14 protein-coding genes and 1 CRISPR repeat array are annotated in these 16,270 nt (G+C 38.6%); of the genes, 12 read left to right on the plus strand and 2 right to left on the minus strand.

Annotated elements, in window-relative coordinates; genetic code table 11:
- Window positions 1–82: 82 nt before the first annotated feature.
- On the plus strand, window positions 83–640 hold the full coding sequence (locus tag NMG86_RS02755) for a peroxiredoxin family protein (protein WP_026788569.1): 558 nt from the start codon (window positions 83–85) through the stop codon (window positions 638–640).
- Here the strand turns inward: NMG86_RS02755 and NMG86_RS02760 are convergent.
- Entirely contained in the window at window positions 621–1,253 is a 633-nt protein-coding gene (locus NMG86_RS02760) for a DUF4241 domain-containing protein (protein WP_026788570.1), read from the minus strand. The two genes, NMG86_RS02755 and NMG86_RS02760, sit on opposite strands and share 20 nt — an antisense overlap.
- Window positions 1,254–1,536: 283 nt before the next feature.
- Here NMG86_RS02760 and NMG86_RS02765 point away from each other — a divergent pair, with 283 nt between their 5' ends.
- The 11 genes from NMG86_RS02765 (at window position 1,537) to NMG86_RS02815 (ending at window position 14,682) form a co-directional block, all read left to right on the plus strand.
- Complete coding sequence (locus NMG86_RS02765; RefSeq protein WP_026794869.1) at window positions 1,537–2,886, plus strand: glycerol acyltransferase; 1,350 nt, start codon at window positions 1,537–1,539, stop codon at window positions 2,884–2,886.
- Between the two features lie 48 nt (window positions 2,887–2,934).
- A complete protein-coding gene (locus tag NMG86_RS02770) occupies window positions 2,935–3,636 on the plus strand; it encodes a Uma2 family endonuclease (RefSeq protein ID WP_026788572.1) in 702 nt (233 codons plus the stop codon).
- 132 nt (window positions 3,637–3,768) lie between these two features.
- Window positions 3,769–4,449: a Uma2 family endonuclease gene (locus tag NMG86_RS02775; RefSeq protein ID WP_026788573.1), complete on the plus strand. Its 681-nt coding sequence runs from the start codon at window positions 3,769–3,771 to the stop codon at window positions 4,447–4,449.
- Between the two features lie 152 nt (window positions 4,450–4,601).
- A complete protein-coding gene (gene glyS / locus NMG86_RS02780) occupies window positions 4,602–6,755 on the plus strand; it encodes a glycine--tRNA ligase subunit beta (RefSeq protein ID WP_026796960.1) in 2,154 nt (717 codons plus the stop codon).
- A gap of 270 nt (window positions 6,756–7,025) precedes the next feature.
- Window positions 7,026–8,328: direct repeats of the CRISPR family, unit length 37 nt; unit sequence CTTTCAATTAAAATAATCCTGCTTGCGGGACTGAAAC.
- Between the two features lie 546 nt (window positions 8,329–8,874).
- The gene (murD, locus tag NMG86_RS02785; RefSeq protein WP_026796961.1) at window positions 8,875–10,248 is read left to right on the plus strand and encodes a UDP-N-acetylmuramoyl-L-alanine--D-glutamate ligase; all 1,374 of its coding nucleotides are present in this window, start codon (window positions 8,875–8,877) and stop codon (window positions 10,246–10,248) included.
- Between the two features lie 171 nt (window positions 10,249–10,419).
- A complete protein-coding gene (locus NMG86_RS02790; RefSeq protein WP_026796962.1) occupies window positions 10,420–11,751 on the plus strand; it encodes an APC family permease in 1,332 nt (443 codons plus the stop codon).
- Window positions 11,752–11,754: 3 nt separating this feature from the next.
- Window positions 11,755–12,948 carry a hypothetical protein gene (locus NMG86_RS02795; RefSeq protein ID WP_026798729.1) on the plus strand — a complete coding sequence of 398 codons (1,194 nt, stop codon included), beginning with the start codon at window positions 11,755–11,757 and terminating at the stop codon, window positions 12,946–12,948.
- A 112-nt stretch (window positions 12,949–13,060) separates the two neighbouring features.
- Window positions 13,061–13,495 (plus strand): hypothetical protein, encoded by a 435-nt coding sequence (locus NMG86_RS02800; RefSeq protein ID WP_026788579.1) that lies wholly within the window; start codon window positions 13,061–13,063, stop codon window positions 13,493–13,495.
- A 21-nt stretch (window positions 13,496–13,516) separates the two neighbouring features.
- Window positions 13,517–14,029 (plus strand): hypothetical protein, encoded by a 513-nt coding sequence (locus tag NMG86_RS02805; RefSeq protein ID WP_026788580.1) that lies wholly within the window; start codon window positions 13,517–13,519, stop codon window positions 14,027–14,029.
- A gap of 185 nt (window positions 14,030–14,214) precedes the next feature.
- Window positions 14,215–14,346, plus strand: coding sequence for a hypothetical protein (locus NMG86_RS02810; RefSeq protein ID WP_272944380.1), 132 nt, complete (start codon window positions 14,215–14,217; stop codon window positions 14,344–14,346).
- A 42-nt stretch (window positions 14,347–14,388) separates the two neighbouring features.
- A complete protein-coding gene (locus NMG86_RS02815; RefSeq protein WP_026788581.1) occupies window positions 14,389–14,682 on the plus strand; it encodes a hypothetical protein in 294 nt (97 codons plus the stop codon).
- 145 nt (window positions 14,683–14,827) lie between these two features.
- On the opposite strand, the gene gnd is transcribed toward NMG86_RS02815, so the two are convergent.
- Complete coding sequence (gene gnd, locus NMG86_RS02820) at window positions 14,828–16,249, minus strand: decarboxylating NADP(+)-dependent phosphogluconate dehydrogenase (RefSeq protein WP_026788582.1); 1,422 nt, start codon at window positions 16,247–16,249, stop codon at window positions 14,828–14,830.
- Window positions 16,250–16,270: the final 21 nt, after the last annotated feature.

Raw genomic sequence — 16,270 nt, forward strand, 5'->3', positions numbered from 1 at the left:
CGTCTTTACAATGTGAGGGCGGGTTTCGCTGATTTTTGTAAGATTGTTTTAAACTAAGAATAATCACAAACAACAAACTATTATGCTGACTTCTAACGATTTTACTGGTTTAATTAATCGTCGATTTTGGAATAACTTTTTTCCGATTCCCGCCACTAGCAATTTACAGTTAGGGTTGAAAACCCCCGATTTTCAATTACCCGATATTACCAATGGTCAATTAGTGCGGTTATCTCAATTTCGAGGCGATCGCCCGGTAATTTTAGCCTTTACCCGGATTTTCACCGAAAAACAATATTGTCCCTGGTGTTATCCCCATGTTAGAGCGCTGAATGAAAATTATGAAGCATTTGTGCAAAGGGGAATAGAAGTTTTACTGATTACCAGTACCGATGAACGCCAAAGTAAAATTGTAGTCAAAGACCTCGGCTTAAAAATGCCATTACTGAGTAATCCAAGCTGTGGAATTTTCCAAATATATCAAGTAGGACAAGCCCTAGGTGCGCCCTTACCCGGGCAGTTTGTCTTAGATAAAAAAGGCATCTTGAAATATAAACATTTGTTTTCTTTTTTTGATTACAATGCTAGTGTTAAAACCCTCTTAGAAGTGGTCGATCCCCTCACGAGTCCCAAAGCCTAAAATCCGTAACTAAACAGACTGGATTTCCTTGTAGATCATAACCCCAATAGGAGGAATAATAACCCTCCCCCCAACCGGAATGAAAAGCAATAATATTCAATCCGGTTGATTCATCTAAACAGAAATTTGTCCAATCCCAGGTATCAACATAGGTCTGATCTAAAGCTTGATCCAAATGATTATAATAATTTTCAAACTCAGTATCGGAAAGGAAAGATAAGCGTTTGATCACTTCCCTATCGGTAAAACATCCTGTCCCAGAAGTGACGGGATAACCCGATTCTTGATCCCCGGTAAAAGATACCGCCAATTCCCATTTCACCGCAGGTTGATCCCGAATTACTAACATCGCATAGGCGACTCTTTGTTCTTTTTGGTGATCAAATGTGGCGATACTTAGTTTCACCGAATAACGACCCGCAGCTAGAGTTTGAGTCAAACAGAGATCAGAATTAGGGACAATTAAAGGATCACAAACGGCAATTTTCCCAGAGGTTAAAACGAGTTCACCGAGGGTATGGACGGAATAGGTAACTTGATCGCTATGTTGATCAAGGGTAGTTTGAAAACAATAACCATTTTGAAATGCCTGATTCAAGTCGGTGGGATTCATTCTTTTTAACTGCCTTCTAAGAGAGAACGTAACTAATTATGGGTAAAATGGAATAGGGAATAGGGAACGGATAACAAGGATTAAAAGTAAGGGATTTGTACAAGGACTGGTCGGTAATTATCAAAAAATGTAGGATTGATGTCCCTGCTAACCCAAAATAGAATAGAGCTTTTATCGGAAATCTCCAGAATCAAATATTACAACAAAATCCTGACGAATTGCTATAATAATGGGTTGAGTTCAATCCGCTTTAATACTTATTAAATTGACTCAACCCTAATTTATGGCCAATCTCATTAAAAATATACAACCCACCCTAGATTTTATTCCGCCCCGCTTTAATCCTTTGGTGCTAAAAGTCTGCCGATGGGGAATGCCCTTTTGGATGAAATGGAAAACGCCCTTAGTTGAAATTAAGGTAGAACAAATTGAACGATTAGTTAATCTTTATCAACAATTTCAAAGTGGAAAAGTCAGATTTTTATTGGCTTTTCGTCATCCTAATACGGATGATCCATATTGTATTAGTCAATTGTTATGGCGATTTGTTCCTGAAACTGCAAAACAACAGAAAATTGTCTTATCTAATCCAATTCATGCCCATTTTATGTATGATCGAGGAATTCCTTTATGGGCAGGAAATATAGTTTCTTGGTTATTTCCAAAATTAGGAGGAACACCGATTTTAAGGGGGAAAGTTGATCGTTTAGGATTACGATCAGCCAGGGATTTATTTATTAATGGTCAATTTCCTTTAGCCGCCGCACCGGAAGGGGCAACTAATGGGCATAATCAAAATATTAGTCCCTTAGAACCTGGAGTTTCTCAATTAGGATTTTGGTGTGTTGAAGACTTAAAAAAAGCTGAACGATCGGAAGAAGTTTATTTGGTTCCCATTGGTATACAGTATTTTTATATTCAAGATAATTGGGGAGATTTAGAAAAATTAATTGCCCAATTAGAAAGGGATTGTAACTTACCTCAATCTAGCCAAGACTTAACTGTTTCTTCCCTCTATAGCCGTTTAATTCGATTGGGGAATCATTTATTAGATATCATGGAAAATTTTTATCGCCAATTCTATTATCGCAGTATTCCCCGGGATGAAACTATTGATTTTCCAGATCGAATTAAACGATTATTAGATATTGCCTTAACCGTGGCTGAAGAATATTTTAATCTCAAACCCATGGGAGATTTAAGTAGTCGTTGTCGTCGTTTAGAACAAGCGGGATGGGATTGTATTTATCGCTATGATCTCAAGGCTAATGATACCTGGTCTGCGGTAGAATTAGGATTAGCAGATCGGGTGGCAACCGAAGCTAGTTTGCGAATGTGGAATATGAGATTAGTGGAAAGTTTTGTGGGGGTAACGGGCAGTTATATTAAAGAAAATCCTACCTTTGATCGTTTTGCCGAAACCACTTTAATTGTTTGGTCAATGGTAACTAGGTTAAAGGGAGAAAACCCATTAAAACGTCCCCATTTAGGGAAAAAACGCGCTAAATTAACCATTGGTGAACCCATTTCTGTGACTCAAAAATGGTCAGATTATCAAACAAACCGTCGTCAAGCTGTTGCTAATTTAACTCAGGATTTACAGGACGCTTTAGAACAGATGATTGAGCATTGAAAATTTGATATAATAAATTAACCCAACCTCAAATGAGGAGGAGAAAAAATGTCAATAACCGCAGAACAATTAGAGGCATTAATGCCTGATGGTACTCAAGTTGAAAGTGAATATATAGAAATGGAAAGTACGTTACACTATCTCCAGTTGGCGTTGTTAGTTTCTTGTTTAGATTGGTTATGGAAAGATAGAACAGATTATTTTATTGGGGCAAATTTAACCATCTATTTTAGTCGTCAACAACTGAGAAATCGAGACTTTCGCGGGCCAGATTTTTTCTTGGTAAGAAATACTTCTAAACGTCCGAGAAAATCCTGGGTAGTTTGGGAAGAAGAAGGGAAACATCCCGATTTAATTATCGAACTTCTTTCCAACTCAACGGCGGAAACCGATAAAACCACTAAAAAGAGTTTATATCAAGATCAATTTAGAACCCAGGAATATTTCTGGTTTTCTCCCGATGATTTAGAACTAACAGGTTTTAAATTAATTGGACAGGAATATCAAGTAATTATTCCTAATCAACAAGGATTATTAGCAAGTGAAGTCTTAGGATTATTCCTGGGAATTTATCAGGAGAAACTCCGATATTTTACCCCAGAAGGTGATCTCGTTCCGACCCCTGAAGAAGCGGCATTACAAGCAGAAAATCGGGCTAATGAAGCAGAAAATCGGGCTAATGAAGCACAGAATCGGGCCAAACGTTTAGCCGAACAATTAAGGTCTTTGGGAATAGAACCGATAGAATAAAGATATTTCCAAACATATTGTAGAAAGATGCGCCGTGGCACGTCTCTACTCTAGGGTTTAAAAACATAGCTGAATTAACCCATTTTACAACTTTTATTCATCGGTTAAGATTAAAATTAAACCAGGAAAAAAATGTCAATTACAGCAGAACAATTCGAGGCATTAATGCCCGATGGTACTCAAGTTGAAAGTGAGTATATAGAAATGGAAAGTATGTTACATTATCTCCAGTTAGCCTTATTAGTATCTTGTTTAGATTGGTTATGGAGAGACAGAACAGATTATTTTATTGGGGCAAATTTAACCATCTATTTTAGTCGTCAACAACTGAGAAATCGAGACTTTCGCGGGCCGAATTTTTTCTTGGTGAGAAATACTTCTAAACGTCCGAGAAAATCTTGGGTAGTTTGGGAAGAAGAAGGGAAATATCCCGATTTAATTATTGAACTTCTTTCTAACTCAACGGCGGAAACCGATAAAACTACGAAAAAGAATTTATATCAAAATCCATTTAGAACCCAAGAATATTTCTGGTTTTCTCCCGATGATTTAGAACTAACAGGTTTTAAATTAGTCGGAAATGAATATCAAGGAATTATTCCTAATCAACAAGGATTATTAGCAAGTGAAGTCTTAGGATTATTCCTGGGAATTTATCAGGAGAAACTCCGATATTTTACCTCAGAAGGTGATCTCGTTCCGACCCCTGAAGAAGCGGCATTACAAGCAGAAAATCGGGCTAATGAAGCTGAAAATCGGGCTAAACGTTTAGCCGAACAATTACAATCTTTAGGTATCGAACCCATAGAATAAAGATATTTCCAAAAATCTTGTAGACAGACGCGCCGTGGCACGTCTCTACAGGGGGGTGAGAAACATCAACCCTTGAGAAATGACCCCCTAACCTGCTATGGTGATTATTTGTCACCTTAATTTTCTTAGTAACATCCTTTATAAAATTTCCTATGGTTAGTTTTTTACTCGAAGTTGGAACAGAAGAATTACCAGCAACCTTTGTTGAAACCGCCATTCAACAGTGGAAACAGAAAATTCCTGCTAGTCTCAAAGAACAGTTTTTAAGCGTTGAGTCGGTTCAAGTTTGGGGAACACCGCGACGGTTAGCGGTATTAATTGAAGGACTTCCTAGCCAACAACCCGACCGCGAAGAAGAAATAAAAGGCCCTCCGGCGTCTACGGCTTTTAAAGACGGAAAACCGACTCCGGCGGCGGAAGGATTTATTAAAAAACAGGGCGTGACCTTAGAAGATTTAGAAATTCGTCCTACTTCTAAAGGGGATTTTGTATTTGTTTTAAAGAAAATTCCGGGGAGGTTAACGGCGGAAATTTTAGCCGAATTAACATCAGAATGGATTACAAAATTAGAAGGGAAACGGTTTATGCGTTGGGGGGATGGAGATTTAAAATTTCCCCGGCCAATTCGTTGGTTAATTGCATTATTAGATAATCAGGTTTTACCTGTCACCTTAGTTAGCGGTTCAGAAGTTGTTAAAAGCGATCGCATTTCCCACGGACATCGAGTTTTGCATCCTGAAAATATCTCTATTTCCCATGCTAAAACCTACGCTGAATCTCTGAAAAAAGCCTTTGTTCAAGTTGACCCCCAGGAACGAATTCAGACTATTCAAAAAGAAGTTAAAATCGCGGCTAATATTGTGGGAGGCGAGGCTGAAATTCCCGAAGATTTATTAGCAGAAGTGGTTAATTTAGTGGAATGGCCGACGGCCGTTGTCGGAACCTTCGATCAGGAATTTTTGGATTTGCCCGCAGAGGTAATTAAAACCGTCATGGTGACGCATCAACGGTACTTTCCAATATTAACAATAGAAACCCAAAATTCATCGCCTTTAAAGCCCTATTTTATCACGATTTCTAATGGAGATCCGGCTAAATCCAATTTAATTGCGGCGGGAAATGAAAGGGTAATTCGGGCGAGGTTAGCCGATGGACAATTTTTCTATAAATCCGATTTGAAAACGCCTTTAGAAAGCTATTTACCCGCCTTAGAAGCGGTGACTTTTCAAGAGGATTTAGGTTCGGTTCGGGATAAGGTAAATCGGATTGGTAAAATTGCTAATTGGATTAGTGAACAACTTAATATAATTGAATCTTACCGCAGTTTAATTCAACGGGCTGCATTATTATGTAAAGCGGATTTAGTTACCCAAATGGTCTATGAATTTCCCGAATTACAAGGGATAATGGGGGAAAAATATGCAATAGAAGGAGGAGAACCCGCAGAGGTAGCAAGAGCAATTTTTGAACATTATTTACCCCGGAATGCTACGGATAATTTACCCCAAACTTTAGTCGGTCAAGTGGTTGGTTTAGCGGATAAACTAGATACTTTAGTTAGTATTTTTGGCTTGGGAATGTTACCCACAGGTTCCTCCGATCCCTTTGCTTTGCGTCGGGCGGCGAATGCGGTAGTTAATATTATTTGGGCGGCGGATTTACCCCTGAATTTATATCAACTTCTGAAACAAATTGCGGTGGATTTTGTTAATACTTTTCCCAATGCTATTTTAGGATTAAATCATGAATTATATGATTTTTTCCTGCAACGAATTAGAACTTTATTACAGGATGAAAAAGCTATTGATTATGATTTGGTGAATGCGGTTTTAGGAGAGAATGATCTGGAATATCAAGAACGGGCGTTACAGGATTTGTTAGATGTTCGAGATCGGGCTTTATTCCTACAAACTATTCGTAAAGATGGCAGTTTAAACCAAATTTATGAAACGGTTAATCGTTCGACTCGTTTGGCGAAACAAGGGGATTTAAACACTCTGGAATTGCAGCCAGAAATGACAGTTAATCCTGAGTTATTTCAAAAGTCTTCAGAACGGCAATTCTATCAGGCTTTAGTACAATTAGTTCCTAAAACAAAAGCTTCTCAAGCCACCAGAAATTATCGTCAATTGGTGGAAGCTTTAGCAGAAATTACCCCAACGGTGAGCAGTTTTTTTGATGGCCCAGAAAGTGTTTTAGTGATGGATGATGATCCCAATATTCAACGTAATCGTTTGAATTTATTGGGATTATTAAGAAATCATGCCCGGGTTTTGGCGGATTTTGGGGCTATTGTTAAAAGTTAAGGGTTAGGGGCGATCGCAATATCATAGAATATTCCCCTTGACAAGCGGCGGGTTTCGGTTTATTATGATTTTCGTGAACCTAAGCGGGGGCGAAAACCTGGGGGGGTTCACGAAAAACCTTAGAACCTTGACAAATCAATAGTTTATATTTGTGAGTCCGGTTAGTTATTGATAATCTGTTGCAATAACGAAGCCTGAAATGAGGCATTTTTTGAGGTTCACGAAAATGGGCTCCAGAATGACCGCCCCATAAGGGTTTCAAACGGCAGACTTTCAATTAAAATAATCCTGCTTGCGGGACTGAAACCAGAATCTACTATCACAGACCAGAAAGGAAGGCGCGGCTTTCAATTAAAATAATCCTGCTTGCGGGACTGAAACCAGCCAACCCACAGCGAAGTAACAAAACGACCGCCGCTTTCAATTAAAATAATCCTGCTTGCGGGACTGAAACTGGGCAGCTTCACAATAACCTTTTAGGTCATCGAGTTCTTTCAATTAAAATAATCCTGCTTGCGGGACTGAAACTTGGCAATAAAACAGGCGACTGGAAAGTTTACTCTTCCTTTCAATTAAAATAATCCTGCTTGCGGGACTGAAACATGCGAGACTCAACCATTGGGGATAGATTTTTCTCCCCTTTCAATTAAAATAATCCTGCTTGCGGGACTGAAACATGTTTAGATATTAATCATTAATCATTCAATCGTTTGCTTTCAATTAAAATAATCCTGCTTGCGGGACTGAAACTTGCAAACAAGACAGATTCCTGTTAGTGGGATTTTGTCTTTCAATTAAAATAATCCTGCTTGCGGGACTGAAACTCTAACTCATCCCCTTGAGTGGGATATAAGACTACTTCTTTCAATTAAAATAATCCTGCTTGCGGGACTGAAACCTGGTTCAAAATACGGGTACGAATACGGGGATATTCTTTCAATTAAAATAATCCTGCTTGCGGGACTGAAACGTTGATGGCAAAACTTAATCCATCCCTGTACTGTCGTCCTTTCAATTAAAATAATCCTGCTTGCGGGACTGAAACTCACATAGTCATATTAACACTGATACAGTTTTGACCTTTCAATTAAAATAATCCTGCTTGCGGGACTGAAACTCAAAGATTAATGGCTCGACGTTGGCGATATAGTCTTTCAATTAAAATAATCCTGCTTGCGGGACTGAAACCTTACGCTCGTCAATATACCCTAGTTCGTTACACAAGTTCTTTCAATTAAAATAATCCTGCTTGCGGGACTGAAACTTTGATAAACCCTTAGAAGGTTTGATGGTTAATATCTTTGACTTTCAATTAAAATAATCCTGCTTGCGGGACTGAAACAATGGCAATACTGTAACCCTAGAATATTGTCCTATCTTTCAATTAAAATAATCCTGCTTGCGGGACTGAAACATCTATTATCTCCAAACCACTGAATACCTAGGAGAGTTAAATGCTTTCAATTAAAATAATCCTGCTTGCGGGACTGAAACTCAGGATGCAATAAAGACTCACATCGTGAGCAAGAACGGGGACTTTCAATTAAAATAATCCTGCTTGCGGGACTGAAACAGATCACTCTGTTCTAGGGGAAAAGGATATCTTAACTTTTCTTTTCTTGGCGATTAGAAATCGCAGCTACACAGACAAAACCCACCTGCGTGGGTTCAAAAACCTTGATTTTTATTAGTCCACGTAGGTGGACTTTGTTTGTGTAGTAGCGAATTATATTCGCCGAAAACTTTTTTTTCTTTTCTTTTCTTGGCGATTAGAAATCGCAGCTACACAGACAAAACCCACCTGCGTGGGTTCAAAAACCTTGATTTTTATTAGTCCACGTAGGTGGACTTTGTTTCTGTAGTAGCGAATTATATTCGCCGAAAACTTTTTTTTCTTTTCTTTTCTTGGCGATTAGAAATCGCAGCTACACAGACAAAACTCACCTGCGTGGGTTCAAAAACCTTGATTTTTATTAGTCCACGCAGGTGGACTTTGTTTCTGTAGTAGCGAATTATATTCGCCGAAAACTTTTCTTTCAATTAAAATAATCCCACTTGCGGGACTGAAACATATCCGAGTAGAATCAAAAACAACCTACTGGGAATTATTACATTGTCTATGCCGAAAGTTCATATTATTGGTTTAGGAAGATCGGGAAATGCTGCCGCCCGGTTGTTAAAATTGCAAGGATGGGATGTAATTTTAAGCGATCGCAATTCTTCCTCAACCCTAGAAACCCAAAAACAACAATTAGAAACCGAAGGAATTAAAGTTGAGTTAGGGCATAATTTTCAACCCGATATTTCCCTAGATTTAATAGTTGTGAGTCCTGGGGTTCCTTGGGATAGTCCGGGGTTAAAAGCCGCCAGAAATTTAGGCATAGAAACCATCGGAGAACTAGAATTAGCATGGCGAAATCTGCGACATTTGCCCTGGGTTTGTATTACTGGAACTAACGGAAAAACCACAACCACCGCCCTCACCACCGCAATTTTTCAAGCAGCAGGTTTAAACGCTCCCGCCTGTGGAAATATTGGTTATGCCGCCTGTGAATTAGCCTTACAAGAATATCAAGGAATAGAAAAACCCCTAGATTGGATAATTGCAGAAGTCAGTAGTTATCAAATCGAATCCTCCTCAACTTTAACCCCTAAAATTGCCATTTGGACGACCTTCACCCCCGATCATTTAAGTCGTCATTACACCCTAGAACGTTATTATGATATTAAAGCTAAATTATTATATCAATCCCAAACACAAATCATTAATGGAGATGATCCCTATTTAAGAGAAACCGCTAATCAACGCTGGCTTTCTGCCCATTGGACAAGTGTTTTAGGACAAGAAAAATTAGTGGCAAATCCCGAATTGGGATTTTATATTAAAAATAATTGGGTGATGCAAAATAAAGATAAAATAGTTCAAGCGGATGCCTTAAAAATGGTCGGAAACCATAACCAACAAAACCTGTTAATGGCCGTTGCAGCCGCCCGAATTGCCAAAATAGAAACGCCAGCAATTAGTCAAGCAATTTCTGATTTTCCAGGGGTTGCCCATCGTTTAGAACAGATTATGACTTGGCAAGGAATTGACTGGATTAATGATAGTAAAGCCACCAATTATGATGCAGCCGAAGTGGGATTATCGGCCGTTGATGCGACCGTAATTTTAATTGCTGGAGGAGAAGCCAAACAAGGAGATGATACCGCTTGGATGAATAGAATTAAATCAAAAGCCATCTCGGTTTTATTAATTGGAAATGCAGCCGAAGTATTTGCAAAGCGGTTAACAGAAGAAAATTATTTTAACTTTGAAATCGTAGAAACCATGGAAAAAGCGATTATCAAATCCTCTGAAATTGCCCCAAAATTAGGCGCGAAAGTCGTATTATTATCCCCCGCTTGTGCTAGTTTTGATCAATATCAAAGTTTTGAACATCGCGGAGATCATTTTCGCCAATTGTGTTTAGAATTACAATCAGGGCGGGTTTAGATCATCTGTATTCCCTATTCCCTCCCCCCCTAGCCCCCCGTGTACGGGGGGTTTGGGGGGCTGTTTCCCTAGCCCTCCGTTCACGGGGGGTTTGGGGGGCTGTTTCCCTAGCCCTCCGTTCACGGGGGGTTTGGGGGGGCTGTTCCCTGTTCCCTAGTTTTCATAACTATCTTGAACAATTCTAATTCCTTACAAAAACCCAGTTCATCCCAGAGTCAAATCACCTTATTAACCGCGATTTGTCTTGTTATTGCTAATATGATTGGTACGGGTGTATTTACAAGTTTGGGGTTTCAAGTCCTTGATATTCAATCGGGTTTTGCTATTTTATTTTTGTGGTTAATTGGCGGTATTTTTGCCCTTTCCGGCGCCCTATGTTATGGGGAATTAGGGGCCGCTATGCCCCGTTCTGGGGGTGAATATCATTATCTTTCTGAAATTTATCATCCGGTGATTGGTTTCCTCTCAGGATGGGTTTCTGTCACCGTTGGTTTTGCGGCTCCTATTGCGGCTGCTGCTATGGCATTAGGGAAATATATCTCCAGTGTATTTCCTAGTTTAAATTATCCCACAGCGATCGCTTTAATTGCTGTGATTTCAGTCTCTTTTATTCATACCCAAACCATCAAAATTAGCAGTTTATTTCAACAGGGATTTACAGTTTTAAAAGTTGTCCTAATTATTGTTTTTATCCTGAGTGGATTAACTTTGGCTACCCCCCAACCGATTGAATTTATGCCTAGTTTTAGCGATATTTCGGTAATTTTTAGTTCATCTTTTGCCGTTTCTTTAGTTTATGTCACCTATTCCTATTCCGGTTGGAATGCTGCGGTTTATTTAGCGAGTGAAATTAAGGAACCAGAGAAAAACTTACCGAAATCCCTATTAATTGGTACATTAATAGTTACGGTTTTATATCTGCTTTTGAACTTTGTTTTTCTCTATACAACACCTATAGAACAATTAGCCGGACAATTAGAAATTGGTTATATTGTCGCCCAACAAATATTTGGAAATTTAGGAGCAAAAATCATGGGATTATTAATCGGATTTGGTTTAATTTCTTCGATTAGTTCCATGGTATTAGCTGGGCCAAGAGTCACCCAAGTCATCGGGGAAGATATTCCCATATTTAGAATTTTGGCTCAAAAAAATCAACATGGAATCCCCTATTATGCCCTATGTTTACAACTAGCAATTGTAATTATATTAATCATCACCGCCAGCTTTCAAGCCGTAATCACCTATTTAGCATTTACCCTAACCCTATCTTCATTAATCACGGTTTTAGGGGTTTTTGTCCATCGTTTCCGCCGTCCTGACCTACCACGTCCCTATAAAACTTGGGGATATCCAATAACCCCGATCATTTTTTTAGGAATTAGCCTTTGGATGCTAATATTTATTTTTCAGGATAAACCCCTCGAATCCTTAGCCGGATTAGGAACAATTGCCCTGGGTTTACCCTTCTATTTTATCGGTATTCGGAATAAATTGGTGTAATTTATGAAATTCTCAGCCCTATTACTAATCATTTTAAGTGTTGTTGGTTTGCAGTCCTGTGTTAAAACTGAACCTCAACCAAAGATTGAGCAATCCCAAAAGATTGAAACCCCAAAAACATCCCCACAAACGCCTACTCCTCCGATTAATCCCTTAGACCTATATGATCAAAAACAAGCGGATTATTTAACCGATACCGCTAAATTAATTGCGGGAATGAAAGTTGATCCAAAAAGTCAATTTTATCCCCTAACTCAATCTAATTTTTGGGTTAATTATCACGCTTTTATAAATCCGGCTTGGTCAAAACTAGAAAAACAACAACTGGCAAAAGTTAGCGAATGGTCTAAACAGGAATTAGCTACTATTAATCAATCCAATCCTCGAATTTTTTATCCCTTTAGTGGGCCGGATTTCTTATATGCTAATTTATTTTTCCCGACGGCTAGAGAATATGTACTTGTGGCTTTAGAACCCGTGGGAACTATTCCTAATTTTAATGAATTATCCGAAAGTCAGCGTAATCAAAAATTGGGGGATGTAAAAAACTCTCTTTATTCTTTACTTCAGTTTAGCTTTTTTCAAACCAAAGAAATGAAGTCTGATTTATCCAATCAGGGAGTTTTACCTTTAATTTTATTATTTATGGCGAGGACAAATAATAGAATTTTAGACTTACAATATATTGGATTAGATAAAGATGCTAAAATTCAAAAGTTTGAAAAAGGCATGATTCCTGGGGTTAAAATTGATTTTGTTTCTCAAGGGGAAAAAGAACCTCGAACTTTATATTATTTTTCCGCCGATATTTCCGATGATGGCTTGAAAAAAACACCAGAGTTTACTCAATTTGTCAAACAAATTGAGCAACCCGTTACCTATCTTAAAGCCGCATCCTATTTAATGCACAGACCCGCCTTTGCTGGAATTAGAGAGTTAATTCTGGCTCAAAGTCAAGCTATTCTACAGGATGATTCAGGGATTCCTCTTAACTTTTTTGCAGAAAAACAATGGAATTTAAACTTTTTTGGAACCTATACCAACCCAATTTCTTTATTTAGTGTTCGCTACCAACCGGATTTAAGGAAAGTTTATCAAAGCAATGCTGCTGTGAAACCCCTTAATTTTGGAGTGGGTTATAAGTTTGGGGTGAATCAATCTAACATGATGTTAGCAACCAAAAAGCAAAAACCTTAATCCTAAAGAGAATTATGCTCGAAAAAGTCTGCTCCTAAATCGCCCCAGAGCAGATCATTAGTCAATTCAGATATACAATAACGTTATTAAAAATATCAGACAGGAGGATCGAGTGGCATCAGGTGAGGGAGAAACTATCGAAATTATTGAAGCAGATATTATTGATTCAACAGTTGAGGTAGGAAGTGCTTGTATTTGGCGAGGGAAGGGTCAAGAGCCTCAATGGGATAATCCTAAATCAACTAAAGCTTACGATCATATTATCCGCCATCATGGTTCTAAGCTCAAATTCAGTAATTTACAAGGAAGATTATCGAGTACAAATAAGGATCAAGGACAATGGTTAAATGATCAAGATTGGGTAATAGCGGAAAAGTTAATCCCTAAATATTATGGGAAGTACATTATTAAGTTTAATCGTCCGATTGGTAGAGTTTATCATTCTGATAACAGGATTACTGAAAACGTTTATTATGTTAAAATTGGGAGAAATCCTGACGGAACAATTAAATATGCTTATCCAGTTGTTCAGCCTAAATCAAAATAAGTCAAAGCCAGGTAAATTAGCATGAAAGAAATAACTAATTTTAGTTTTAAAATTGCTGATCGAAATTTAGAAAATTACGCCTTACCTCCAGAAGATCCATTAGGAGAATTATCTGATTTTGAATTAGGGTTACGGCGTTTTTGTTATGAGTGGGATCATCGAGTTATCGTAGAAATTGGTGAAATCCAGTTTACTGTATTTTTTGACCCTGATATTTGTATGTTATTGGAAGATCGCTTTCCCGAACAAATTGGTCAATTAGAACAGGGTGAAAATATTCGGATAGATTTTGTTGAAAGTTATGAGATTACGGTTATTTTAACCCATGAGGGTGAGCAGCTTCATTGTCAATTAAGGGAGTTTAATGATCAGCACAATCAGTATAATTATAAGTTGGATAAACAGCAAGTTTTAGGAGAGTTAAGAGCAGTTTTGATGGGGGTAATGATATTGGCTTCGCAACAAGGTTATATCACGATAGAAGATATAGCCGAGTTTATTAAACCAGCTTTTTCTTCCCCCATGAGAGTCTAACAGGCGAAACTTTTGAGGATGTTTTACAACGTTTTAAATTGATTCGTCCTGCGGTAAAATATGGGCTAGAACAATAAGGAGTTTTACCTTTAATTTTATTTATCGCAAGGACAAATAATAAAATTTTAGAGTTCCAATATATTGGATTAGACAAAGATGCTAAAATTCAAAAGTTTGAAAAAGGCATGATTCCTGGGGTAAAAATTGATTTTGTTTCTCAAGGGGAAAAAGAACCTCGAACTTTATATTATTTTTCCGCCGATATTTCCGATGATGGCTTGAAAAAAACACCCCAATTTAGTAAATTTATTAAATAAATTGAGCAACCCGTTACCTATCTTAAAGCCGCATCCTATTTAATGCACAGACCCGCCTTTACTGGAATTCGAGAGTTAATTCTGGCTCAAAGTCAAGCTATTCTACAGGATGATTCAGGGATTCCTCTTAACTTTTTTGCAGAAAAACAATGGAATTTAAACTTTTTTGGAACCTATACCAACCCAATTTCTTTATTTAGTGTTCGCTACCAACCGGATTTAAGGAAAGTTTATCAAAGCAATGCTGCTGTGAAACCCCTTAATTTTGGAGTGGGTTATAAGTTTGGGGTGAATCAATCTAATATGATGTTAGCAACCAAAAAGCAAAAACCTTAATCCTAAAGTGAAATTTAAGACAGAATAATTACGAATTACGAGTTAATTTAATTTTTTAATTCGTAATTCGTAATTCGTAATTAAAAGGTAGTTAGCCCGAAAAGATATTGAGGCGTAAACACCTCACTACGAAGTCAGTTAATACTTAGTCTTTTGTCCATTCCGTGTGGAAAAACTCACCCCTGGGTTTATCGGTACGTTCATAGGTATGGGCACCAAAATAATCCCGTTGGGCTTGGGTTAAATTCAAGGGTAAAGTTGCCCGTCGGTAACTATCAAAATAGTCTAAGGACGCACTAAAAGCCGGAACTGGAATGCCAAATTGATTAGCAATAACTAACACTTCCCGCCATGCTTGTTGACGATCTAAAATCGTCTGTTTGAATTCCGGTGCTAATAACAAATTCGGTAAGTCAGGATTTTCACCAAAAGCGGCTTTAATTTTATTCAAAAATCCCGCCCGAATAATACAGCCTCCCTTCCAAATTCGTGCCATTTCTCCGAGATCCAAATTATACCCATACTCCTTAGAAGCGGCACTCAATAAAGCCATCCCTTGAGCATAGGAACAAATTTTAGAACAGTACAACGCATCCCGAATTTTATTCACTAACTCAGAAATATTTCCCTGATATTCACTCGTCGGCCAAGGCAATTCTACAGAAGCGGCCACCCGTTGATCTTTATAGGAAGAAATAATCCGGCTATTCACCGCCGCGATAATTGTTGGAATCGAAACTCCTAACTCCAAAGCACTCATAACTGTCCAACGTCCGGTGCCTTTTTGTCCGGCTGCATCAACAATTAAATCAACTAAAGGAGAACCAGTTTCGGGGTCAATTTTTTTGAAAATATCCGCCGTAATTTCAATCAGAAAAGAATTGAGTTCGTCGGTGGTATTCCATTGGGCAAAAACTTCATGGAGTTGGGCCGCACTCAACCCGGCGACATTTTTCAGTAGGTCATAGGCTTCGGCAATTAACTGCATATCGCCATATTCAATCCCGTTATGCACCATTTTAACGTAGTGACCCGCTCCCCCTGGCCCAATAAAAGTCACACAGGGGCCGTCATCAACTTGGGCGGCAATTTTGACTAAAATCGGCTCTAATTCTTTATAGGAGGCTTCCGTACCCCCTGGCATCAGGCTGGGGCCCCAGAGAGCGCCTTCTTCCCCCCCACTCACACCCATGCCCACAAACCCTAAACCCGTGGCTTCTAATTCCTTGGTGCGACGTTCGGTATCTTCATAGAGGGAGTTTCCACCATCAATAATCATGTCATCTTGATCTAGCAAAGGTTTAAGCTGATCAATGACCGCATCAACGGGTTTCCCTGCTTTGACCATGACTAGAATACGGCGGGGACGTTCTAGGGATTGGACAAATTCTTCTAGGGTATAGGCTGCTTTGACGTTTTTTCCCTGGGCCCGTTGCTCCATGAACTCATCGGTTTTAGCCCCGGTGCGGTTATACACTGCGATCGGAAACCCATTACGCTCAACGTTGAGGGCCAGGTTTTCACCCATGACGGCTAGACCAATTACACCAAATTTTTGCAGGGTCATAGATTTCTATTGACTGTAATA

The organism is Planktothrix rubescens CCAP 1459/22, from assembly GCA_904830895.1.
In the GTDB taxonomy this organism is placed as follows: domain Bacteria; phylum Cyanobacteriota; class Cyanobacteriia; order Cyanobacteriales; family Microcoleaceae; genus Planktothrix; species Planktothrix agardhii.